We start from the raw sequence: 22,691 nt of genomic DNA, 5'->3' as shown, positions 1-22,691 counted from the left end.
TAAGCAGAAAAAACAGGAATGGATGGAAAAGGATCAATGGAATTCATTTTGGAGTGGTCCCTCGTGTTCTGTTTGCTGTGAGGCCTCCCAGTGACGAATGCCACTAAGCCAGCGCAACCCGCTTTTCAAATTTGTTAAATTTCCCGGAGGCGTTCGACGCCGAGCCTATGAATGTATAACCGCAGCTCAAATAGAAGCGGTTCAGCTTTTCATTGTTTGCGATGCAATCCAGCCGGATACGGTCCTTCCCCGGAAAATGAATGCCTGAATCGGCCCAGCGAACGATGGCCTCACCTAGATCCTTGCCCGCGGCCTCGCGGTTAATATTGAGTCGGTGCAGGTAAACTGAGTTCTCATGCCCCTCTTCGCCCCACAACTCCCTGTCCCACGCGCTTGCATGCTGCATCAGCATAACCATGCCCGCTAATACGCTGCCCTGCATGAATAGGTATACTTTCCCGCGTTGGATCGCTTCCGGCGTCTGATGGGAATCCACGCCATGCAGCAGCCCGCCCCACTGCGTGGAGCCCTTGCTCTTCAGCCACTGTGCCGTTTGAATTAGCAGTTGAAGCACCTCCGCCGTGTCTTCGGGCTTTGCTTGAAATACTTTAATATCGTTTAGAATGGTTCCCATCGGGTCCGTGTGCGTATTCGATGACATTAGTTTTACCTCCATTAGAAAAATTGCACTTCACCTTAGCCAATCTTCTCATTCACCCTATCCAGTTTGTTATGAGCGCTCTCTCCATTTAATTTAAATGGAAATCATCCATCTATTACAATCATTTTTATCTTTATTTAGATTTTAGATGGAATTCATCCCTCTAATTCCAATGAATCAGCCGAAAACCATGGAATACAGTAAAATTAACAGGACAAATTCCATCTATTTTATGTACGAAGGGAACGGCGTTATTTTTAACGGGAGAAATTCCATCTAGGTTCATTGAATTTATAAATATGAAGTTGAAGAGAAGGGAGTAAATCGCTAAGAACAATCGTAATGTTCGTTTTTGCACATATCGCTTTGTTTCCATTCGTCGGAGAGATCAGGAAACGATGCCCTTCAAGACGATAATCATCGTGCATTTGGTCGCAGGCTGGTATCGATGTCCGGTGCATACCTACACGAAGCAGGGTCGGATAAACGCCAAATACGTCAGCATCGCATTTACTTCTCATTGTACTAGAGAGTGACGAGCGGCTCAATGCGACGAACAAGGTGATTCAACATTTTCTTTCTATGCGCAGCCTCGCGCAGCGCCCAAGACACGAATGTCTAGTTCAACTTAAATAGCTTATAAAAAAAGAGCATACAGCCCCCTGATACCAAGGACTGCAAGCTCTTTAAATTAAATTCTTTTCCTCAGGCGCCTATACATTAACCAAGCAAAAATAACCACAACGAGCACCACTGCTATAACAAGAACGGGCAAGCTCCCTTTCTTCTTCTCCCCTTCATGGAGCATCTGATGTTCGCCCCCATGCGGATCCACATTGATTTCAGTTAGAGATTCAGCAGGTAATTCATCAATAGTAGGCTCTACAGACACATCTGCTGAAGCAATGGAAAAATCAAGGATTTGCAGCGTCCACGTGCCCCCATCGGTTTCCATCATCCATGAGTCGCTAATCGTCAGCCCTACCCACAATGATGCATCTGTTGAAGCTTGGAGCACTCGCGGATGTGCGGCCAGCTCAATTTGCTGTCCGTCAATCATCAACTCAGTTGTTTTATCCTCATGGGTAATGATCTCTTCCACTACTCCTGTTGGTCCAGAAAGATAACCCGCTATTTCTAATAACGTTCGACCATTGACAGGTGTAGTCAAATAACTCCCCATGAATTCAGCATATTGTTCCCTAGTCAGCTCATCCTCCGCATGGTCGATTTCCGCCATGCCCTTAAAAAAGGCTTGATTGACATCCCCATAGGTCGCTCTTCCTTGCAAATCTGTAATTAGCCCATTATCTAAAGCAATCTGAGAAATCTCCGCTTCTGTTTTGTCCGAATCACCCAGCTTATAGAAGGTACCCGCCCAATAAGCAAGATCCACTCTTGTCAGGTAATCTTGAGGCCTAAACAGCGGAGAGCCATGGTCATAGACGATGACATTAATTCCAGTTAAGTATACAATATCCTCTTTGGCTGCTACATTTTCTATGTCCCCATACAAATTATTAGCATTTACGATATGTACCACAGCGACTGACGGAGCCCATACCACAAACGCACAAACGAGCACTAGCGCTAGCAGCAATTGACGTTTAAAGCCCATACTTATTCACCAACTTATTATTAACTTTTTAATGCTCCCCCTCAGCCAGCCAAGGGAAGAATCCATCCAAAAACCGCTCGGTTGCTGGCATGAAATAAGAGCCATAATGGAATTCAGGATCAAGTGAGGTTACGACCCACGTTCCCGCTGAGCTGACCTTGTCTACATATAGAATAGCTCCGTTATCTTCCGTTGTTACAAGCACCTCTGCACCAGCAGGCGGCCAGAACACGCCATGATAATGCCATGTGGCATCCTCCAGCGTCAAATAGTTAAATAGGTTATGCTCCGGCAGCCGTAATTCAAGCCCGCTCTTCGCATCCTTATCCAACCACCACCAGAAGTTTGTCGGCCTGTTCTCCCAGTTTTGCAAAGGTACGCACTCTGAATCCGAGCTCTGCGGCCAAAACAATACAACCGTACCGCCATTGTCAGCGAATTTCCGAACCCAAGGTTTAATACGCTCCATCAGGCCGGTGTGTAGACGTGAAGGCACAATAATGATATCAAACTCATCGAATGAGCTTTCCGTAAGTTCCGGCACATACAAAATAGCGGATAAAAACTTCTTATATTTAGGCTCATTCCAGCTGCGATGCTGATAGGATACGCCTGAGTATAGAGCTGCAATTTTCCTCATTGTACTACACTCCTTTTTTGAAGCTGAGCATATTCATTATGAATCCACTCGACTAAGCGACTCGTAATTTGACCCGTTGTACGGTTTGGATCTTGATAATTCAGCAGTGCATTTCCTGAGCTCACCAGTAGGGTTCCGTCTGTGCTGACACGATCAATATATACAATTGGCTCATGATCTGGCAGAGTAAGCAATACTTCAGCTCCTTCAGGAATCGGGTGATGTCCTCGTGCGAAGAATCCGGCTACACCTTTGTTATAGGTCATATCGTAGGTGTCGACACCTTCGAAGATCGGATGGGAATTTATGATCGATATATCATAATCCTTATGGCTGCGAACCTCCTTGGGAACAAAGAAAGAAGCGCCAGGAAGCCAAGGGAGGAACAAATGGCCCCCAAATACAATGACCTTGCCGCTATCGGCAAACTTGCGAATCTTCTCCTTATTCTTCAGCATAAGCTCCTGATCAACGGAGCCTTGAATAATCAACGCAATTTTGGAATCCAAATTAGCTTGCGGAAAATCATACATATCCAGCTCTGAAAAGTTATGCTGAACTGAAACCTCGCCCATGCCTACACTTTGCGAATTTAGCAATAATATGTTTTTATTTTGCATCATTTACACCCTCTCATTAATGTACCTTGCCTCATGCGTTTGTTAACAGAAGCAGCTTGCCGCTGGACTGCTGCAAATAAGAGGCATCCGTTGCACCTTGTAATTGCTTAATTTCACTATAGGGAAGCTGAAGACCATGAAGCTCCTCAAACAATACATCCGGCATCAAAAACCCATTGTAAAATCCCGATTCGAATTGAAGCTCGGCATGATTCTCATCGTTCTTAAGCAGCTGCCCAATTAAAATCACATGTGCACCTGGCTGTTCAAACACCGTATAAATATGATCGGAACGAAAGAAATAATGCAAAACGCTTCTCTCATTTAGCCACTCTTCTGTCCATTCATAGGCAGCTGTATTAGAAGCAGATTTATTAGATACTAGAGCCGCCCATTCTCTCCAGCTCTCATTGACCAGCTGTTTATCCTGATCAAGCGCAGCGACCAGCTTATCCTCTACCTCGCTGACCCAGTCGATATCCAGGAAATTAGATTTCTCCTCCAATGAATAATCTTGTACGCTGTCAAGATAAGGCTGCCTCATCGCTAGGTTTCTATCAATCGTGTCTAGCAGCTGCTGATAGCTGGACAAAACATCCTTCGTTACAACAAGCTGTGTGAGGTCCGTATGGAGCTGCTCCAGCTCATTCAAATAAGCAGCCAGATTACGCTCCATCAACCACTGATTACCGAGCAAGTCAACGACATTGCTCGACTGCTGCAGCATACCCACCCACATATCCAAGCCCTGTTCATTATAAAATAGCAGCTTATCGACTGCGATGGTTTGCTTTAGTCTGTATTCATCCTCCATCTCATCGATGCGTGGAAGCAGTGCTTCAATCTCTATCCCAATCGAGTCGATTTCCTGTTTCAGCTTATCGGTTGTTGACTCATCATAAACAGAAGCTAAATACTCAGCAAAGGCACCGGTCAGATGCGCATATACAGTCGTTCCAGCAACTAATAGAATTACCGACAGTAAGATTGCAGTTAGCCGCTTATACATATTTGATTGTCCTTCTTATCGATAAATAGCTGGCAAGCAAAGCAATGATTGATCCTGACAGCACCACCCAGACCATCACCCCGTTCAGCATCGCAGGCGTAAAATCAAATAGAAATGGGAATTGCCGCTCCAAGGCGTCAAACACATATTTACTCAAAATATATACTGCAATGGCTGCTGCTGTACTGCCAATAAAACCGATCAATAGTCCCTCGAACATGAACTGGCCACTGACATGAGTTGGTTTAGCTCCTAGCAGCAGCTTTACCCGAATCTCCTTGAATCTCTGAAACAGCGCTAATCTCACAGCGAGAAATACAGTCAAGAAAGCAATCACCACAAAGAATAGAAGAATAACCATTCCAAATCGATTCAATTGGTTTGACCAATACATGAACTGCGTCGCAAGCTTCTGGGGATAGATAACCTCCGCTATTCCTGGTATTAGACGCAGATCTTTTGCAGTCTGCTCAACTAGATTATAATCAGCCAATTCTAATCGAATCGCATGGGGAAGATCGCTGTCTATGAAGGTTTGCAGCAAATGCTCCTTCCCTTCGAAAAAACTGTTCAAGCTTGCAAGCAACTGCGCGCTCGTCTCTACCTCCACCGATTTCACAAAGCTTTTGCTCTCCATAATTTTGGCAACAGCTTGTACATCAACAGCAGGATCCACATAAACCTTCACACCGATTTGCGACTCCATATACTTCATAACATCTGCAACACCCGCACGAAGCAGCAGCATGCTGCCGAGCATGATCATAGCTATAAATACGAGCGCCGCAGCAGCCAAGACAGCACCTAAATTACGTGTTATCCCTTCCCGCGCATCTCTTAAATAGTATTTAAATAAGCTCATTAGCACTTAACCTTCCATCTATCATCTGCCATGCTTTGGATGGGAACTCGGCTACAAGCCGATCGGAATGGGTCACGACCAGCATAGCCAGCTGCGACTCGACCTGCAGCTCTTTCAGCAAGCGAAGGATGTCTGAGGCAGTTTCCGCATCCAAGTTGCCCGTTGGCTCATCCGCTAAAATAATTGATGGACGATTCAATAACGCGCGTACGATGGCGACACGCTGCTGTTCTCCTCCTGACAGCTGTTCAGGATAAGTATTTTCCTTGCCCTCCAGACCGACCCGGTGCAGCAGACGATGAATCTCATCTGTCATTGCTTTGCGAGAAATACCGATAACCTCGCCTGCCAAAGCGATATTCTCAAACACCGTTTTGCGTTCAAGCAGCTCGAAGGACTGAAATATAACGCCGATTTTCCGTCTAAGTTCATATTTGGGCATCTTTTCGATGGATTGCCCTGCTATTTCAATTTGCCCAGAGAAATCTCCGATATCACGATAAAGCAGCTTCAGCAGCGTACTCTTCCCTGAGCCCGATCTCCCCTGCAGAAAGGCGAATTCACCTGCTGCCAAATGCATATTCAAATCCTGAAGCACAGCAGTCTCTCCGTACCTTTTGTTAAGTGACTGAATACGAATCATGCTTTTTTATTCCCTTCTCACTAGAGGTGGTTCAGCTCCATAAGAGCCGAAATTAAGCTTCGCGTAAAGGGATGCTGCGGGTTGTCGATGACTTCTTTTGGACTGCCGGATTCCACGATGACTCCTTGGTCAAGCACAATAAGGCGGTCACAGAAATGATAGGTCAAGGCAAGATCATGAGTGATAAATAGAGTCGATGTCTGATGTTTCTTACGCAATTGGTCCATCAGCTCCAGCAAATCCAGCCTAAGCGATGAGTCCAGCATGGATGTCGGTTCATCAGCAATGATGAGCTTTGGTTTGCATATGAATGCCCGCGCTAAGCCCACTCTTTGCCGTTCTCCTCCTGAGAGCTCATGTGGATAACGATGAAGATAACGTTCAGGCGATAAGCTTACTTCCGATAAAGCCTCACTAACGAGCCTTAGTAGCTGCTCCTTTTCCCTCTTAAACGTTTTCTGAATGACCAATGGCTCCGCTACCAGCTCACCAATCGTCATCCGTGGTGACAAAGACTCGTAGGGATCCTGAAATATCATCTGAATCGAGCTAGTCGCTGCACTCCTGCGAGCACCCTTAAGACGCAGTATATCTTGACCCTCGTACAAAATTTCTCCGCGATTTGCACTTTCCAAACCAGCAATAATGCGTCCAATCGTGCTTTTCCCTGCACCGCTAATTCCGACAAGGCCAATCGTTTCATTATGGTCAACCTTGAAGTCAATCCCCTTCAAGACGGGGATCTGTCCGGATAAAGAGCTAGAGTCCCCATAGCTTTTGCTTAAGCCCCGAACCTCAAGCAGCAGTTTATCTGTCATACTAGCACCTCCTGCACCACATCAATCTGCTGGGGAGCCTCTTCAAAGCGAGTGTTTCCTTTATTCAGTCTTGGAATGGCTGCCATCAGGCGACGGGTATAGGGATGATCCGATCTATTAGCAATCTGCTCCACTTCTCCGCCATCAACAATCTCACCATTCTTCAAGATGACAATTCGGTCAGCAAGCTTCAACACCACCGGTAAATCGTGTGAAATAAAGATCATGGATAGTCCAAGCTGCTTCTGTAAACTTTTCAATAAATGAACGATCTCAACTTGAACCTTGACATCAAGTCCGGTCGTTGGCTCATCAGCGATAACGAATTCAGGTTCGTTGATTAAAGCCATCGCAATGACGACCCTTTGGCGCATCCCTCCACTTAATTCATGCGGATATGAAGCTCCCCATCTGGCATCCATGCCAACCTGCTTAAGCAATTCGTCAATTCGCCTATTTATGCTTACCTTATCCATTTTGCGATGACAAGCAATCGCTTCAGCCAGCTGCTTGCGAATCGTGATTACGGGATTAAGAGCATTCATAGCAGCCTGTGGAATCAATGCGATTTTACTGCCTCTTAGCTTCCGCAGCTCTTCAACCGAGAGCGAAGCGATATCGCAGCCGAACAACCTGACATGGCCCTGCTGAACCTCTCCTGGAGGCTTCAATAATTGCATGATGGCTGCCGCAATCGTTGATTTCCCGCTTCCTGACTCGCCGACAATACCAACAACCTCGCCTTTCCCAACCTTCAAACTAACATTATTCAAAGCTCTTACCAGCCCTTGATCCTTCGGATAAACGACTGTGAGCTTATCCACCTCAATGATTGAGCTGAGCGACTCATCCCTAATAAATACTCCAGTACGAGGCGTTTTACTGCCGCTTGAAGCTACACGATATACACTCCGCAATCTTGGACTCACACGTTCCTCCAGCCAGTAGCCTATGAAGGAGAAACCTAACACCGTAATGACGATACCGATACCTGGAGGCAATACCCACCATAACCAGGCATCAGTCAGAAACGCACTGCGGGCATTCGCGTAATACAGCATGCTCCCCCAGCTTTTCGTGAGCGGATCACCTAATCCAAGAAAGCTAAGCGACGATTCCATCATAATTGCCGCATTTACGGTCTGTACGAATTGCGGAATCATTAAAGGAAAAACACCCGGGAAAATATGCTTCCGCAATAAGTAGACATTACTCGCCCCCATGGAACGAGCAGCTAACACAGGGCCCCTCGTTCGAAGCGATAATATCTGTGAACGAGTCTCCCTGGCGACCTTGGACCACATCACCAAAGCGATCACCATGATCTGCGTCGTCCAGCTTGGTCCAAGGAATACCCCAATGACGATCATGAGCGGCAGGAAGGGCAGCGTCATGCTAATATCGACAATTCTCATAAATAAGCCATCGATCCAGCCGCCCCAATAACCCGCTACGAGCCCCACGATTGTCCCAATAGCCATGACAGCAAGTGCGCCTATCAGCCCAACCGATAATGAAACTCTTGCTCCGACTACCAGCTCGGCTAAAATGTCCTGCCCCATATCATTTGTCCCGAGCCAGTGGTCAGCAGCTGGAGCAGTTAGCGGTGAGCCTGTTCTCTGCTTGGCATCATGCTCGACCACGAAAGGTCCCAGTACCGCCAGAAACAGCATAAAGAGCAGCATGCCTGAGCCTATTAAACCCATTTTTCCAGACATACCTGCTAAACCCAGCTTCGTATATAACCTGTTGATCATACTGATCCCTCCACTGGTTTGCGAATACGTGCACGGGGATCAACGAGCGGATAGGTTAAATCAGCAAGTAAATTTGCAAAAATAACGCCAATGGTAATGATTAAGAACACACCTTGCATTAAGGCGTAATCACGCGCAATTACACTCTCAAACAATAGGCTCCCGATACCGGGATAGGAGAATACCGTCTCTACAACAACCGCTCCGCTGACTAATATGCCCAGACTCATCGTGATATGGGTATACACGGGCAGCAGCGCATTGCGCAGTGCATGCCTGTATATAATGCGACTCTTTCGTACACCTTTGGCCTCCGCCATCATCATATAGTCTTGCCCTAATGTATCGAGCATGGAGGAACGTGTCAGCAGGAAGTTCGTTCCTGCCGACGCAATGGTAATCGTAGCCACTGGAAGTACAAGATGACGCAATACATCCACCATATAGGACCAATTATCCGTCTTGAACAAAGGAGCAGCCCCGAAAGTAGGCAGCCAGCCAAGCGACACTCCAAATACCGCAATTAGAATCATCGCGACCCAAAATGCGGGCATTGACTCTAGAGTCAAAATCACCGTCAGCATGCCGACATCTCTTTTCCTTCCTCGATTCCACGCTGCATAAGCACCTAGAATGATTCCTATAAATGGGCTTAATACCAATGCAGGCAAAACGACAAACACGGTCCAAGGAATACGTTCACCGAGCACGGTTGTAACCGGCTTGCCGAATTTCGTTGAACTGCCTAGATCAAACACGAGCACTCCGCTCATAAACTTCCCATATTGCTGGAGCACGGTTCCATCCAAACCAAGATCTTTCTCCAGCTGCTCTCGCTGTTCAGGTGTAAGCCCGTTTGCCGTATCTGCACCTATAACGAAAGACAAAGGATCACCTGGGGCTAGTCGCGGTAAACAAAAATTAAGAGTAAGCGCAACTACAATAACAAACGCATACTGGATAAGCTTACGGCCAAGCCTCAGAAAGAAGACTCTTCTTTCTGAAGCTTGCCATCTTTTTTTATTCATAGAAGAGTCCTTCTCTCTTTCTGAGCGGCATTCATTTTATGCTTTACCCGTTGCTATCTTTCTTCCTTCCTCATTTAACAACGAGTATTTATGGAAAATGCCATAGCCAGGCGATTCAATCCATGAATCAAATTCATCTGAGCGATAGGCCCAGTTCTGCTCTGGATAGAAGAGTGCTAGACTTGTTGGTTGACGATTAAACAACTCTTGCATATCAAAGGAGATCTGCTTGCGGCCTTCGATTGTCGTTTCAGCTTTCCAGCTTTCGAACAATGTATCCATCTCAGGATAAGGAAGGCCCTTCTTCCATAAATAATCAGCACGATGAGACATAATGAATTGATCCGGGTCAGCTACACCATGTGCTCCAATGTTCCCGATAATTAAATCAAAATTTCTTTCTGAAGATATTCCAGATAGTGTACCAGCATCCATAACCTCTACCTTGAGATTAATGCCTACATCTAAGAATTGCTCCTTCAACAGCTCAGCTGTACGGATAAAAGTTGGTTCTGCAGAGGAAACAGCTAGTTCAATATCAAGCTTCTTGCCATCCTCCGATTCACGAATACCATCTCCATCACGGTCAATAAGCTTCAGAGAGTCCATAATGCTGCGGGATTGATCCGCATCATAAGGAGTGCTTAGATCAGGGTTAGTCCACGGTGAGTCGGGATGCGGGTATCCCTGGAATGCTGGGCGTGCATGCCCTAGCAATACGATATCTGTAATCGTCTGACGATCGATCGCCAAGGATAAAGCATTACGGAACTCATGAATATTGAGCGGGAATCTCTCATAATTCGTCCGTATCTCAGCTATTGTAAGCTCCGGTGTAGTCGTTACCTTCAAATCTGCCAAATTACTAAAGGAACCCAGTAATTCCGGCGGTACACTCTTCGCTGCTGCATCAATCTCTCCAGAGCGAAGCGAGTTAAACATAGCGGTTTGATCCTTGATAATCGGCATAATTAAGGTGTCAACCACCGGCTTACCCATAAAGAAGTTCTCATTTGCTTCAAACTTATAATATTGATCCGGTACATATTCGATTAATTTGTACGGGCCTGTTCCAACAGCTAATTCAGTATATTTACGCGGATTCTCTACCTTTTCCCAAATATGCTTGGCTAGGATTGGCAAATCAGCAAAGGTAACTGTTTTCAATGATGGACATGCATAGGCACAAGTGAATTGAACGGTATTTTCATCAAGCAATTCAATGGTATCGATCTGCGGCACATCACTAACGTGATGCGAGTGTCTATTTTGCGGACCGTCGCGGTAATACTCATAAGTAAATTTCACATCTTCCGCTGTGAATGGCGTTCCATCATGCCACTCAATGCCACTGCGAATCTTCACAACCCAATTAAAGCTATCCAATTGCTCCGCAGATTCAGCTAGCCAAGGCTGCGGATCATCCACATAAGGTGAAGGACCAAACAGCTTATCAAATACTAGATCAGTCATAAAATCTACGCTCGTACTATAAATATTAAGAGGTCCGGCATCGGTAGGAACAGCAATCGTTAACTGCGAAATTTGCTGTACTTCTGAATTTGTTGTTGCAGCCGGAGCAGCATCTCCCGAATTATTCGCTGCTGTGTTCGATTTTTGAGAGCAGCCTGCCACTAAAATAGTTGCAATTAACAAACAGCTTAAGTAAAACCTCTTGCTTTTCATGATAAACATGCTTGCAGCCTCCAATAGTTTGTTTTTATTATTTTAGATGCCTGAATGAACGTCGATTTACATCCCCCATTTTCACGAACAAAATCAATCCCAAATAAGCTATACATAATATAATACTATTGATAACGATTATCAATATCATATAATTTCCTACTTATTGAAAATCCTTGTCTGCATAAGTGAAAACTCACCCTTATCAAAGTTTTGCATACATCTATTTAGTTATTTGATACCAGCCTATATATCCTCGAATACATTGGCTATTGGTGGAGGGCCTTCTTCAAGTACAGATGGAACAGCACAAAAAAAAGGCGCTCAATGAGCGCCTAACCGCAAATTAAAATAGCCTTCCAACGCTCGCTTAAACACCATTTCATACTCTGTAAGCTTTGCATTCTTTCGTACAACAAAGCCGTTCTGACGGTTAATCTGCAACGAGGATACCCATTTAACAGCAAGCCCGCCTTCTTCAACCTCTGCTCTTACTGCCGCATATGGCAGGATAGAAATACCGATACCAGATTTCACAGCTTGTTTAATTACTTCAAAATTACTCATCTGCAGATACCTTACGGTTATATGCTGCTGCGCTAATTGCTCAACAATATACTTACTAATATACATGCTTTGCGGGAGCAAAATGGTCTGACCATTCAAATCGCGGGCATACAGCACCTTTCTATCCACCCACTGATGATCACTAGGAAACACAAGCTTAAAATCATCTTCAATAATAACGGATATATCAAATTCCGAATGTATATAATCATCCTCAGGGTACAGCGGCATAATTGCCCAGTTGGTCCTGCCCTCAAGAAGAGATCTCTTCAACTCATCATAGCAAAATGAATAAACCTCCATCTGCTGCTTTGGAAATTCATTGCGAAAATGAACCATTAACTCCGGAAAGTAATAAAGTGCAATGAAATTACTCACATAAACAGGTAAAATCTGTTCTTCCTGTTGGACAGAGTTTTGCAAATTGTACGATGCCATATCCATCAGTTGATTTACTTGCTTCGCGTAATCCAATAGAATAATTCCCTGCTTAGTCAACTCAACCTTTTTTCCAGTACGATAAAAGAGGATCACCTTGAACTGTTCCTCTAGCTGTTGGATATGATGACTAATTGTTGGCTGAGAGCAGTATAATCGCTTCGCTGCTTCTGTGAAGGTTCCACATTCAGCGAGCACGATAAATGTCGATAATCGCTCTATTGTTCTCAAAAAGCATACACCTCATCGTTTAAAAACCGAATGGACTTATAATGATGAAGCTATCTTTGCTTTTTTCGAAAATCCACTTATTTCAATGCATCCACAATCGCTTCCACACCACTGCTTCTACTGATAGGCCCGTAACCATACGCAAGCTCGCCGTTGATTCCGTATACCTGGTTTTTCTGCACGGCCTTCAGCTTTTTCCACACTTCGCTTTGTTCCCATTCGTCGGAGAGAGCAGGGAGCGAAGAATCATTATAATTGAAATAACCAAGGAACAAATGGTCCGGATCGATGGCGCTCAGCCCCTCAAGTGACAGCTCCATGCCATCACCCTTAGCCTCCTCTGGCGCAGTCAAGCCGAGCGGCTCATAATATTCTCCGGTATAGCTCATACCTTGCAGCCATATCGTCTTTTCCCGAACCTGGACATAAGCCACCGTTCCCTCAACGCTGTTTAATTGCTGCTTCGCTTGTTCTACTTTGGCAGTAAATGTATCAATCGTCTGTTCCGCAAGCTCTTCTTGCCCGAGAATCTCCCCAAACTGCGTAATGACACCTTGCCAATCCGTCCAGACGTTCGTTTTCTCCTCATCGATCATAACCATAGGAGCGATCTGCGACAATTGCTCGGCGATCTCCTTGTTGGTTATGCTGCCTGCCAAAATAAGATCTGGCTCGTATTGCAGCAGAGCTTCCAGATTCACCGCCGTATTCTCGCCAACGACCACGATCTCACTAAATTTCTCGACGTACGGCTTGTATACCTCCGAATCAAGAAACGATTGCTTAGCCGAGAACGGCAGCGTTACTGCAATAGATGATAGATCAAAGCCTAATAAATCCTGCGTTAATCCCCAATGAACAAGGGCAATTTTTTTCGGCTGCTCCGCAATCGTTATTTCTTTGCCGTCTGCGCTTATTACCGTTCTTGGAAAAGCTTGGCTATCCGTCGTATTAGCATTAGCGTTGTTGCCGCTGCCCTTTTCCGACCCATTGCTTGCAGTTGGTGCATTCGTGCCTGTTTGATTCACATTTCCAGCATTGGAGCAGGCGCTTACGAGCATCACGATAAGCAATAACATACTAACGGCTGCCATAGGCAGTTTACGTGTCTTCATTTGATTCTTCCCCTCGATATCTATCGTTTAGTTGATAACGATTATCATTATCGAGTTTAATGATACCATTGCTCTTCCTCAGCGCAAATAGATAATTTCCCGATGACAGGATGGATTATTTCTACTTCTCAAGCTGCTTCACGGCTGTCGGCGACATGCCGTAGTGCTTTTTGAATAATCGGCTGAAATAATAAGCATCAGAGTAACCAACGCTTCTAGCAATCTCACGCACAGAAAAATCCGCAGCCACCAGCAGCTCATAAGCGTGATTCATTCGGAATTGAATCAAATAGTTGATCGGACCGATGCCCGTATATTTACGAAACAAATGAGAGAAGTACTTGGCTTTCATCCCATGCTGCTCCGCCAAGCTATCGAGCGTAATTGGCTCCATATAATGATGCCGGATATATCCGATCGTCTGGTCCATCATCGGCTGGCTGTCACTATTTTGCTGATAACGCTCGTGTAGAAGTGCTTTATTAAGCAATCGGTAAAATAGCGTTTTTTTCTCCAACAGCTCGAGGTTGCCTAAAACTGTGGAAAGCCTTCGCAGCTGTTCCATTAATTGCAGCAATGCCGCATCCAGCTCGATATGAAGCTCGCTGACCTTTTCTACCAATGCCTGCTCATCCCGATCAATGGTGACCGGCAAATAGTGAACGAGAAAATACTCGAATTCAGCCGAATGAACCATAAGCTCCAGATGCCGGTTCCCCCCGCCAAGCAAAGCTTTCCCCGGATACATGACATGCTTGTTGCCATCGTAAATAAATTCAGCCTCACCCTTCAGGGCGATAACCATCGCGCATTTAGTCGTGGGCTGGTGTTTATGTCCTTGGTGCACGCCTGTACGAATCAGGGTCTGATAAACGCCAAATACGTCAATCGGGACCTGCAAAAAATACGCCGCCAGCTCATCGTATGGGCTCTCCATGTCTAACGCCCCTCTCCCGTCCATTGCACCGCATTTACTCCTCATTGTACTCGAGAATAATGGGCAGCTCAATGTGACGAATAAGTGATCTAACGATTTCTTTTCCATTGATGCTGCTGCATAACACGATGACTTATATTGAGAAACCTATAGTGTACTTATTACAATAGAAACCTCACATGAGTGCTGATTCGAATGGCTACAATGTACTTTTGCAGCGAAATTAGCTTGAAATAGACACTTTTCCCATCATAACAGGGAATCTATTGTAAAAGGTGCAGTCCACGCGAGCGGATAGGATAGTAACAGCAAATCTGTTGTACGAAGTGCAGTGTAGCTTTATGAAATAGCCCCCTGCCACAGCATAGTTGTTGAAAGGGGTATGTTCAGCGAACCTTATATGTTTTTTCGGAAGAATACGAAAAAGAGGGTTATCCGTTCATGACTCTTGCGAGTATGAAACGGATAACCCTCTAACGAAACGTAATTAAATCAATTCAGACTTTTGAAGAAGTCTCTTCATAATGGATGCGACTTCTGCTCTAGTAATATTATCCTTTGGAGCAAGCTTCGAGCTGCTTCTTCCCGAAACGATTCCCGCTTGAACACTGTCAGCAATGCTGCTTTGCGCCCATGATGCTGCCTCTGCTGCATCTTCGAATGAACCTAGTGTTATATCCGTCGATTGTACAGGAAGCTTAGCCTTCAAGCTCGTGAGTGTCATTGCTTTGGAGATGATAACCATCGCCTGTTCACGAGTGATCTTATCATTCGGCCTAAATGTTCCATCCTCAAAACCAGTAATCAAGTTGTACGCACTAGCCGTGTTGATCGCACTATTATACCAGCTTTCGGCTTTTACATCCGAATACGGAGATGTACCTTCTTCCAATTTCAGTCCTAGCCCGCGTACGATAATCGCTGTAAATTCTGCACGTGTAATCGCTTGATCAGGATTGAACAACCCATTCCCTATACCACTAATGATCATTCGCGACCCCATATCGTTGACATCATCCTTTGCCCAGTGCTGTGAGACGTCACTGAATTCTAGAGGATTCCATATAATTGAGTACGTACTGTTCGTTAAGCTGCTCAGCTTCACGTAATTCTTGCCATCAATAACAACGAGCTGGGTCGGCACATGACGAACCGTACCATCACTTTCCACAACAATTCCAGTCGTAATCTTCTTCGGATCAACACCGTCCGGAACCTCAACCGCTCTTTCTACATAAGCACTGAATTTCGATACTTCGACCGTTTCCCCTTCGTATGTGGCCGTTATTTTGAAATCAATCGGAGGCATGACCAGCTTAAAGGATCCTCTACTAGCCACAATTTCCGCCAATTCCATCATTTCCGCTGTTGGTTCGGCAATTTCAATCTGTATCACAATATCTTGTAAAGCTACCGTTTTGCCTAATTGATTGGATATGGAATCCATATTAATTTGTAACGCAGGCAAGGTGTACGTAGCCAGGCCCGTCTTGATCTCTAGTACAGCCAGTTTATTTTCTAGATTTTTAATCATTTGACCATTAAATTGTCCAATAATAATATCTGAATTCGAGTCGACCGGAATGGTTAACACTGCATGCTGTCCAACCGCCGCGAGCCTTTCATCCAGCCCTTTCTGATCAACCGTTACTGTAGTTACGGTTTGGCCGTTTCGTGTCCCTGATGCAGCCGTTCCGATACGTTCTATTTTGCCGTTAATAAGTACTTCAATAGTCGTAGTCGATGGTCCGGTCTGGATCGGTACGTCAGGTACTTTATTCCATACCGCATATAGCGTAACGTTCGCATGGTCTATCTCAAACGTAACCGACGGCGCATAGCTCAAACCCTTGCCATCTGCTTGCGTGTTCCAGCCTGCAAAATTATACCCTGACCTTATTAATGACCCAGCATTGCCAAGCACCGTCACACTTGACTCATGCTCGTATGCTGTACTGTCTAGCGGAACGTTGCCAGCATCACTTTCATTTCCGTTATAAGTAATCATATAAACTGCTGTCCACTTTGCATACAGTGTGATGCCGTCTACCGGCACCGTATCGGTGTCAAAGCTCCAGTCATTCGTCAAGTCTACTTCTTTATACCAGCCCTCTAATCGGTAGCCTTCTCGCGTCGGAGCTGTCGGAGCAGTGATTTTTGTACCGAAATCCGCATTCGTGGCGTCTACCGTACTCCCCCCGTTACTATTAAAGCTTACCGTATATTCATTCGCGCTGTACTGCGCAGTAAACGTTATGTTTGCCGTAACATTTGTTAACGCTGCATTCCAGTTCGTGAACGTGTAGCCTGCACGTGCCGGAATTACTGGCGCGTTCGCATCGCTTCCGTGATTCACAAGAACGTTCTTCAGCTCGGTCTCATCCCAATCCAAGAACGTTACTGTGTACACTTTGATCGTCCACTTTGCAAACAGCGTGATGTCGTTTGCCGGAACCGTATCGCTCGCGAAAACCCACGCATTCGTCAAGCCCACTTCCTGGTACCAGCCATCGAAGTTGTAGCCTTCCCGTGTTGGGAGCGCTGGTTCGACGATCTTCGAGCCATAGTCTGCATAAATCGCATCTACCGTACTGCCTCCGCTGCTGTTGAAACTCACCGTATATTCATTCACGCTGTACTGCGCGGTGATCGTTGCGCTAGCCGTTACACCTGCAAAGGCTCCGCTCCAGCCTGTAAACGTGTAACCTGTACGTGCCGGACTCGTCGGTGCTGTCGCATTGCTGCCGTGATTCACAGGCTCAGTCTTTAATGTCGCGCCATCCCAGTCCTTGAACGTGACTGTGTATGTCTTAATTGTCCACTTTGCAAACAGCGTGATGTCGTTTGCCGGAACGGTATCACTCGCGAAGGCCCACGCATTCGTCAAGCCCGCTTCCTGGTACCAGCCATCGAAGTTGTAGCCTTCCCGTGTTGGGACCGCTGGTTCGACGATCTTCGTGCCATAGTCTGCATCAATCGCGTCTACCGTACTGCCTCCATTGCTGTTGAAGCTAACTGTATATTCATTTACGCTGTACTGCGCCGTGATCGTTGCGCTCGCAGTAACGCCTGTAAATCCTGCATCCCAGCCCGTAAATGTATGACCTGTTCTGCTCGGATTCACCGGTGCTGTTGCATTGCCGCCGTGATTCACAGGCTCAGTCTTTAATGTCGCGCCATCCCAGTCCTTGAACGTGATCGTGTACGTCTTAATTGTCCACTTTGCAAACAGCGTGATGTCGTTTGCCGGAACCGTATCGCTCGCGAAAAGCCACGTATTCGTGAGGCCCGCTTCCTTGTACCAGCCATCGAAGTTGTAGCCTTCGCGCGTCGGTACTGTCGGTGCGGTAATCGTCGTTCCAAAGTTTGCATCAATAGCGTTTACCTCATTTCCTCCGTTGCTATTAAAGCTCACCGTATATTCATTTACACTGTACTGCGCCGTGATCGTTGCGCTCACAGTAACGCCTGTAAATCCTGCATCCCAGCCCGTAAATGTATGACCTGTTCTGCTCGGACTCGTCGGTGCTGTCGCATTGCCGCCGTGATTCACAGGCTCAGTCTTTAATGTCGCGCCATCCCAGTCCTTGAACGTGATCGTGTACGTCTTAATTGTCCACTTTGCAAACAGCGTGATGTCGTTTGCCGGAACCGTATCGCTCGCGAAGACCCACGCATTAGTGAGGCCTGCTTCCTTGTACCAGCCATCGAAGTTGTAGCCTTCGCGTGTTGGGACGGCTGGCTCGGCGATCTTCGTGCCATAATCTGCATCAATCGCGTCTACCGCACTGCCTCCATTGCTGTTGAAGCTAACTGTATATTCATTTACACTGTACTGCGCCGTGATCGTTGCGCTAGCCGTTACACCTGCAAAGGCTCCGCTCCAGCCTGTAAACGTGTAACCTGTTCGCGTCGGATTCACCGGTGCTGACGCATTGCTTCCGTGATTCACAGGTTCAGTCTTTAATGTCGCGCCATCCCAGTCCTTGAACGTGATCGTGTACGTCTTAATTGTCCACTTTGCAAACAGCGTGATACCGTTTATTGGCACCGTATCGCTCGCGAAGACCCATCCATTCGTCAAGCCCGCTTCCTTGTACCAGCCATCGAAGTTATACCCTTCGCGCGTCGGCACTGTCGGAGCGGTAATTTTCGCACCAAAATCTGCGTTAATTGCTCCTACCGCATTTCCTCCGTTGCTATCAAAGCTCACCGTATATTGATTCGCACTGTATTGCGCGGTGATGGTTGCACTCGCGATAACGCCTGTAAGTTCTGCATCCCAGCCCGTGAATGTGTAACCTGTACGTGTAGGGCTAGCTGGTGCTGTCGCATTGCTGCCGTGATTCACAGGCTCAGTCTTTATTGTCGCGCCATCCCAGTCCTTGAACGTGACTGTGTACGTCTTAATCGTCCACTTTGCAAACAGCGTGATACCGTTTATTGGCACCGAATCGCTCGCAAAGCTCCACACATTCGTCAAGCCCGCTTCCTTGTACCAGCCATCGAAGTTATACCCGTCGCGCGTCGGGGTTGTCGGAGCGGTAATTTTCGCACCGAAATTCGCGTTAATTGAGCCAACTGCACTGCCATCATTACTATTGAAGCTCACCGTATATTGATTAGCGCTGTACTGCGCCGTGATGGTTGCGTTAGCCGTAACGCCTGTAAATGCTGCGCTCCAGCCCGTGAACGTGTATCCTGCTCGGGACGGGTTCACAGGGGCTGTCGCATTACTCCCGTGATTCACGGTCTCCGTCTTCAATACAGTCCCGTTCCAGTCCTGAAACGTGACTGTATATTCAGTGGGTGCCGCTGCATGCCTGATTAACCAAGCATTATATGTGCTTTGCCCACCCTCAGTATCGTTGATTAATAAAGAAAGCTTACCATCAATATCTTGAAATGGGATTATCGCACCGTACTCTCCATTAACGGGCGGTAAGATGGTTGATAAGTCACTTTGAAATACCCCATTATCATCGTAATATTCCAGATATTCACGATAAGATCCAGGTGTATTCAAATCGTTATAAGCATATGAAAGAATAAACCCATCGGCGAGTATAATCGGATCCCTAATTGAACCCCAGCTATTAAGAACTCTAATTACTTTTTCAGTTGTATAGGGAGTACCATCAGCATTATAAATTCTATATGCTACACTTCTAGTGTTGGTTTGGTTTGGAGCACCTGTTATCTTCTGATATACAGCCAAAAACTTGCCATTTGGAAGCAATTTCAGTCTTTGAACTTCATTTCCAGATTCAGCACGAGAAGCAATTACAAAAGAATTTAGCCCACCAACCTGAACAGGGGTTGAGGAGTCATTGTCAAAGATCATCCCTCTGTAATCAGGATTATAATAAGATATCATGATCATGAATCTACCATTATTATCTGCCACAATATTGTGAGTATATTGCGAGCCAGAGATTCCTGCTAGCGTGGTGACGTTAAGCTGTGCAGGGTCTACCGCTGTACCGTCCGTCTTAAATCTTCTAAGTGCATAATTACTGCCGTCAACTGCCCACACAAATGCTAAATTGCCATTCGAAAGCTCCGCTACTTCAGTAAATCGATTTAGCTCATACTGGACAGGGACTGTGTTTGAGTTGATTTTTGTCGCCCCAACAACCTCATTCCAGCTTTGGTCGACGATTTTGAAGTAGGTATCGATCAGCCCCGTACCCGAAGAGCCGCTATACCAATAAATAACGATGTTCCCCGTTGATAAAGATTTATAAAGAATTGTATCACTATTATTATTTGTTTTCGGAGAAATGGTGATTGGCGGTAAAGAGCCTATAGTACCATTCGCATTTATAACCGAATAGTGCGCTGCGTTAGCCGCATAGTCATACCAAGGAATATGAAGCTTATCCCCGATAACCATTGGTGCTTGATCAATATATGAATCAATATTGCTATCATTTTCAATATTAACTCGGTCTGAACCGATATCAATACTTGGCGCTGCTGCTACTGATGCATAGTATGGAAAACATGAAAAAATCATCAGAGCTGCGAGTAAAACCGGAAAGATCTTCAACCTCTTTTTCATTTGTTAACACTCCCTGGATTATAGTTCCTTTATTAAAGGCAATCACCTTTTCGATAAATTTCGACAAGTCTAACTATTTTCCTGCATTAATAACCAAAAAATATCAATATTAACTTAAAATTATCCACTTACGAATGTAGTTTTCTCTCAAAGTGCCAACGCCTGCCCATGCCAGCTGTGCACACACGAACAAATGCCCCAGAGAATAGTCTCTGAGGCATTTTTAAGATTGAACCTACGTACGAGTTTCACGATTTCACTGATTAACTCACCGGACAATGGCAGGTCGGTTCGGGACCTTTGTTATTTCCGGCGTTTCCGGGCAATTCTAGAATAAACTATGATCGCAGCGATAATCATGCTAATAAAACCGATATTCTCTGCCGGTCCCTGTTCCATTCCAAATACCATACAAAGATTCGTTATTAGGCTCTTCACAAGCAGTGCCACTACAATCAGCATTAGCGGACGAATAAAGTTATATTTTCTCATCTTTTGCCACACTCCTGACTGCAACCAATAATAGACTGGCTCCCTCAATATTCGTCAATTGAAATCGCTTTAACGGGAGCAATCCCGGCAAGTATACCAGTTTCCAGTCCGAGCGTCCAACCTTTCCGCATTGCCTGCTTCTATAGCGTCATCGCCTGCCCATACCTTGCCAGAAACTCCTCTTTTTCTTTATAATCCGGCATGATGCTCCCTACTCGTCTCCAAAAGGAACGATCATGGTTCATATGATGTATGTGACATAATTCATGAACAATGACATAGTCGATCACTTCAATTGGCGCCATGGCTAGACGATAATTAAACGTTAATTTTTTATCCGAGCTGCAGCTTCCCCACTTCGTTCTAGACTCTACGATCTCAATCGTTTTCGGCTTCACCTTCAGCAGTGCTTGAAATACTTTGATCCGTTCCCCAACAATCTTCTTACAGCTTGCAAAATAAAACTTTTTGAGGTTTTTCTTGAGCTCTTCTTCATTCAGCTCGCCAATCTCTATCAATTCATGCAGATAATGCTCTTTCCCCAGATGAAGGAACTTTCCTTTATCCTCGTACTCCCTTGTCTTAAACGTTACTCGAGCCGCAGCAATGCTTTGTAATTTATCCATTATCATTTTGCCATGCTGCTGCACAGCACTTATTACAATCTCATCACTTGTATGATTCGGAACTTTAAGTGTGATGAGACCCAAACTGTCGATATGAATTGAAAGCTTCTTCCGATTTCCATATTGCACATTACATTCGATTATATTATTTTCAAATTCAATTTTCATAACTACCATCATTTCTGTAAGATTATTTCCAGCTCTTCTTATTCTTCAATTAAGGCGGTGCTTAAACGCCATATTTTTTCGATATTTTGAGGATCAGTCGCATATTGAGGATAACTGCCCGATCCGAATATATTTTTCAATTGTGCAAAACCTATTTCGCTTGCAGCTGGCTGAACAAGCTCTCTCTTATGATTGATAAGCTGACCTGTAATTAGAAGGGCGTTGACTTTGATCCCTTGGCTTTTAAACTGCTCTGCCCATTTAAAGCTCAACATTAATAGCGCCATTTTCGAGTCTCCGTACATCTTATAGACGCTGTAAACCCGATTGCTCTGAAATTCGCCGCGTAAATTATCAAATTCTATTTTCCGCTTAATTCGATCTGCTCGGGACTAAGCTTATATTCCTTTTCTCCATGATTCAAATAAGCAGCATTATGTATCAATAGGTCGAGGCGCGGATATTTGGCTTTGAAGACTGAGCAAAAATTTCGAATAGAATCAAAAGAAGATACATCAAGCTCCATTAAATCTACGTTGACATTGCTTGATGCTGCCTTAATTTCTCGCTGTACCGCTTTACTCATTTCAATATTCCGGCAGGCCATAATAACAAAATATCCTTCTGTCACAAACTTTAAAGCTGCCGCTCTGCCTATCCCCGAATTCGCTCCTGTAATGATAACGAATTTATCCGCCATGTCCGGCCTCC

At 45.4% G+C, this 22,691-nt stretch carries 19 protein-coding genes; all 19 read right to left on the bottom strand.

Going from position 1 to position 22,691, the window contains the following annotated elements; all coding sequences use genetic code 11:
- Positions 1-103: 103 nt before the first annotated feature.
- Entirely contained in the window at positions 104-661 is a 558-nt protein-coding gene (locus MHI37_RS04420) for a GNAT family N-acetyltransferase (protein ID WP_076335447.1), read from the bottom strand.
- Between the two features lie 691 nt (positions 662-1,352).
- Positions 1,353-2,279: a hypothetical protein gene (locus MHI37_RS04415; RefSeq protein ID WP_076335448.1), complete on the bottom strand. Its 927-nt coding sequence runs from the start codon at positions 2,277-2,279 to the stop codon at positions 1,353-1,355.
- Between the two features lie 28 nt (positions 2,280-2,307).
- Entirely contained in the window at positions 2,308-2,919 is a 612-nt protein-coding gene (locus MHI37_RS04410) for a hypothetical protein (protein WP_076335449.1), read from the bottom strand.
- Positions 2,916-3,542, bottom strand: coding sequence for a phosphate starvation-inducible protein PhoH (locus tag MHI37_RS04405; RefSeq protein WP_076335450.1), 627 nt, complete (start codon positions 3,540-3,542; stop codon positions 2,916-2,918). The genes MHI37_RS04410 and MHI37_RS04405 overlap by 4 nt, the downstream gene beginning before the upstream one ends.
- Before the next feature lie 28 nt (positions 3,543-3,570).
- Complete coding sequence (locus tag MHI37_RS04400; protein ID WP_076335451.1) at positions 3,571-4,548, bottom strand: hypothetical protein; 978 nt, start codon at positions 4,546-4,548, stop codon at positions 3,571-3,573.
- Positions 4,541-5,410 (bottom strand): permease-like cell division protein FtsX, encoded by an 870-nt coding sequence (locus tag MHI37_RS04395; RefSeq protein WP_076335452.1) that lies wholly within the window; start codon positions 5,408-5,410, stop codon positions 4,541-4,543. The genes MHI37_RS04400 and MHI37_RS04395 overlap by 8 nt, the downstream gene beginning before the upstream one ends.
- Positions 5,397-6,053: an ABC transporter ATP-binding protein gene (locus tag MHI37_RS04390; protein WP_076335453.1), complete on the bottom strand. Its 657-nt coding sequence runs from the start codon at positions 6,051-6,053 to the stop codon at positions 5,397-5,399. The genes MHI37_RS04395 and MHI37_RS04390 overlap by 14 nt, the downstream gene beginning before the upstream one ends.
- 20 nt (positions 6,054-6,073) lie before the next feature.
- The gene (locus tag MHI37_RS04385; RefSeq protein ID WP_076335454.1) at positions 6,074-6,871 is read right to left on the bottom strand and encodes an ABC transporter ATP-binding protein; all 798 of its coding nucleotides are present in this window, start codon (positions 6,869-6,871) and stop codon (positions 6,074-6,076) included.
- Positions 6,868-8,628, bottom strand: a complete 1,761-nt coding sequence (locus MHI37_RS04380; RefSeq protein ID WP_076335455.1) for a dipeptide/oligopeptide/nickel ABC transporter permease/ATP-binding protein — start codon at positions 8,626-8,628, stop codon at positions 6,868-6,870. Before MHI37_RS04380 ends, MHI37_RS04385 begins: the two co-directional genes overlap by 4 nt.
- Positions 8,625-9,656, bottom strand: a complete 1,032-nt coding sequence (locus MHI37_RS04375) for an ABC transporter permease (RefSeq protein ID WP_076335456.1) — start codon at positions 9,654-9,656, stop codon at positions 8,625-8,627. The genes MHI37_RS04380 and MHI37_RS04375 overlap by 4 nt, the downstream gene beginning before the upstream one ends.
- A gap of 36 nt (positions 9,657-9,692) precedes the next feature.
- Positions 9,693-11,351, bottom strand: coding sequence for an ABC transporter substrate-binding protein (locus MHI37_RS04370; protein ID WP_076335457.1), 1,659 nt, complete (start codon positions 11,349-11,351; stop codon positions 9,693-9,695).
- A 315-nt stretch (positions 11,352-11,666) separates the two neighbouring features.
- Complete coding sequence (locus MHI37_RS04365) at positions 11,667-12,578, bottom strand: LysR family transcriptional regulator (protein ID WP_076335458.1); 912 nt, start codon at positions 12,576-12,578, stop codon at positions 11,667-11,669.
- A gap of 77 nt (positions 12,579-12,655) precedes the next feature.
- The gene (locus MHI37_RS04360) at positions 12,656-13,693 is read right to left on the bottom strand and encodes an ABC transporter substrate-binding protein (protein WP_076335459.1); all 1,038 of its coding nucleotides are present in this window, start codon (positions 13,691-13,693) and stop codon (positions 12,656-12,658) included.
- Positions 13,694-13,814: 121 nt separating this feature from the next.
- Complete coding sequence (locus MHI37_RS04355) at positions 13,815-14,630, bottom strand: AraC family transcriptional regulator (RefSeq protein ID WP_076335460.1); 816 nt, start codon at positions 14,628-14,630, stop codon at positions 13,815-13,817.
- A 487-nt stretch (positions 14,631-15,117) separates the two neighbouring features.
- On the bottom strand, positions 15,118-20,694 hold the full coding sequence (locus tag MHI37_RS04350; RefSeq protein ID WP_342556535.1) for an InlB B-repeat-containing protein: 5,577 nt from the start codon (positions 20,692-20,694) through the stop codon (positions 15,118-15,120).
- A 303-nt stretch (positions 20,695-20,997) separates the two neighbouring features.
- Positions 20,998-21,186: a hypothetical protein gene (locus tag MHI37_RS04345; protein WP_076340016.1), complete on the bottom strand. Its 189-nt coding sequence runs from the start codon at positions 21,184-21,186 to the stop codon at positions 20,998-21,000.
- A 140-nt stretch (positions 21,187-21,326) separates the two neighbouring features.
- On the bottom strand, positions 21,327-21,980 hold the full coding sequence (locus MHI37_RS04340) for a SprT family zinc-dependent metalloprotease (RefSeq protein ID WP_076340021.1): 654 nt from the start codon (positions 21,978-21,980) through the stop codon (positions 21,327-21,329).
- Between the two features lie 38 nt (positions 21,981-22,018).
- The gene (locus tag MHI37_RS04335) at positions 22,019-22,267 is read right to left on the bottom strand and encodes a hypothetical protein (protein WP_256710726.1); all 249 of its coding nucleotides are present in this window, start codon (positions 22,265-22,267) and stop codon (positions 22,019-22,021) included.
- Positions 22,268-22,341: 74 nt separating this feature from the next.
- Entirely contained in the window at positions 22,342-22,680 is a 339-nt protein-coding gene (locus MHI37_RS04330) for an SDR family NAD(P)-dependent oxidoreductase (RefSeq protein ID WP_256710727.1), read from the bottom strand.
- Positions 22,681-22,691 lie beyond the last annotated feature (11 nt).

It is taken from the genome of Paenibacillus sp. FSL H8-0548, from assembly GCF_038630985.1.
In the GTDB taxonomy this organism is placed as follows: domain Bacteria; phylum Bacillota; class Bacilli; order Paenibacillales; family Paenibacillaceae; genus Pristimantibacillus.
Note: the sequence above shows the minus strand (reverse complement) of the source record. Positions and strands in the feature narration are given on the sequence as shown.

What these genes read in the sequence shown, in the direction of transcription:
- MHI37_RS04375 (WP_076335456.1), bottom strand. Translation starts at nt 9,656, where the DNA reads ATGAATAAAAAAAGATGGCAAGCTTCAGAAAGAAGAGTCTTCTTTCTG.
- MHI37_RS04400 (WP_076335451.1), bottom strand. Translation starts at nt 4,548, where the DNA reads ATGTATAAGCGGCTAACTGCAATCTTACTGTCGGTAATTCTATTAGTT.
- MHI37_RS04405 (WP_076335450.1), bottom strand. Translation starts at nt 3,542, where the DNA reads ATGATGCAAAATAAAAACATATTATTGCTAAATTCGCAAAGTGTAGGC.
- MHI37_RS04350 (WP_342556535.1), bottom strand. Translation starts at nt 20,694, where the DNA reads ATGAAAAAGAGGTTGAAGATCTTTCCGGTTTTACTCGCAGCTCTGATG.
- MHI37_RS04330 (WP_256710727.1), bottom strand. Translation starts at nt 22,680, where the DNA reads ATGGCGGATAAATTCGTTATCATTACAGGAGCGAATTCGGGGATAGGC.
- MHI37_RS04370 (WP_076335457.1), bottom strand. Translation starts at nt 11,351, where the DNA reads ATGTTTATCATGAAAAGCAAGAGGTTTTACTTAAGCTGTTTGTTAATT.
- MHI37_RS04380 (WP_076335455.1), bottom strand. Translation starts at nt 8,628, where the DNA reads ATGATCAACAGGTTATATACGAAGCTGGGTTTAGCAGGTATGTCTGGA.
- MHI37_RS04385 (WP_076335454.1), bottom strand. Translation starts at nt 6,871, where the DNA reads ATGACAGATAAACTGCTGCTTGAGGTTCGGGGCTTAAGCAAAAGCTAT.
- MHI37_RS04335 (WP_256710726.1), bottom strand. Translation starts at nt 22,267, where the DNA reads ATGGCGCTATTAATGTTGAGCTTTAAATGGGCAGAGCAGTTTAAAAGC.
- MHI37_RS04410 (WP_076335449.1), bottom strand. Translation starts at nt 2,919, where the DNA reads ATGAGGAAAATTGCAGCTCTATACTCAGGCGTATCCTATCAGCATCGC.
- MHI37_RS04390 (WP_076335453.1), bottom strand. Translation starts at nt 6,053, where the DNA reads ATGATTCGTATTCAGTCACTTAACAAAAGGTACGGAGAGACTGCTGTG.
- MHI37_RS04345 (WP_076340016.1), bottom strand. Translation starts at nt 21,186, where the DNA reads ATGAGAAAATATAACTTTATTCGTCCGCTAATGCTGATTGTAGTGGCA.
- MHI37_RS04355 (WP_076335460.1), bottom strand. Translation starts at nt 14,630, where the DNA reads ATGGAGAGCCCATACGATGAGCTGGCGGCGTATTTTTTGCAGGTCCCG.
- MHI37_RS04340 (WP_076340021.1), bottom strand. Translation starts at nt 21,980, where the DNA reads ATGAAAATTGAATTTGAAAATAATATAATCGAATGTAATGTGCAATAT.
- MHI37_RS04360 (WP_076335459.1), bottom strand. Translation starts at nt 13,693, where the DNA reads ATGAAGACACGTAAACTGCCTATGGCAGCCGTTAGTATGTTATTGCTT.
- MHI37_RS04415 (WP_076335448.1), bottom strand. Translation starts at nt 2,279, where the DNA reads ATGGGCTTTAAACGTCAATTGCTGCTAGCGCTAGTGCTCGTTTGTGCG.
- MHI37_RS04420 (WP_076335447.1), bottom strand. Translation starts at nt 661, where the DNA reads ATGTCATCGAATACGCACACGGACCCGATGGGAACCATTCTAAACGAT.
- MHI37_RS04395 (WP_076335452.1), bottom strand. Translation starts at nt 5,410, where the DNA reads ATGAGCTTATTTAAATACTATTTAAGAGATGCGCGGGAAGGGATAACA.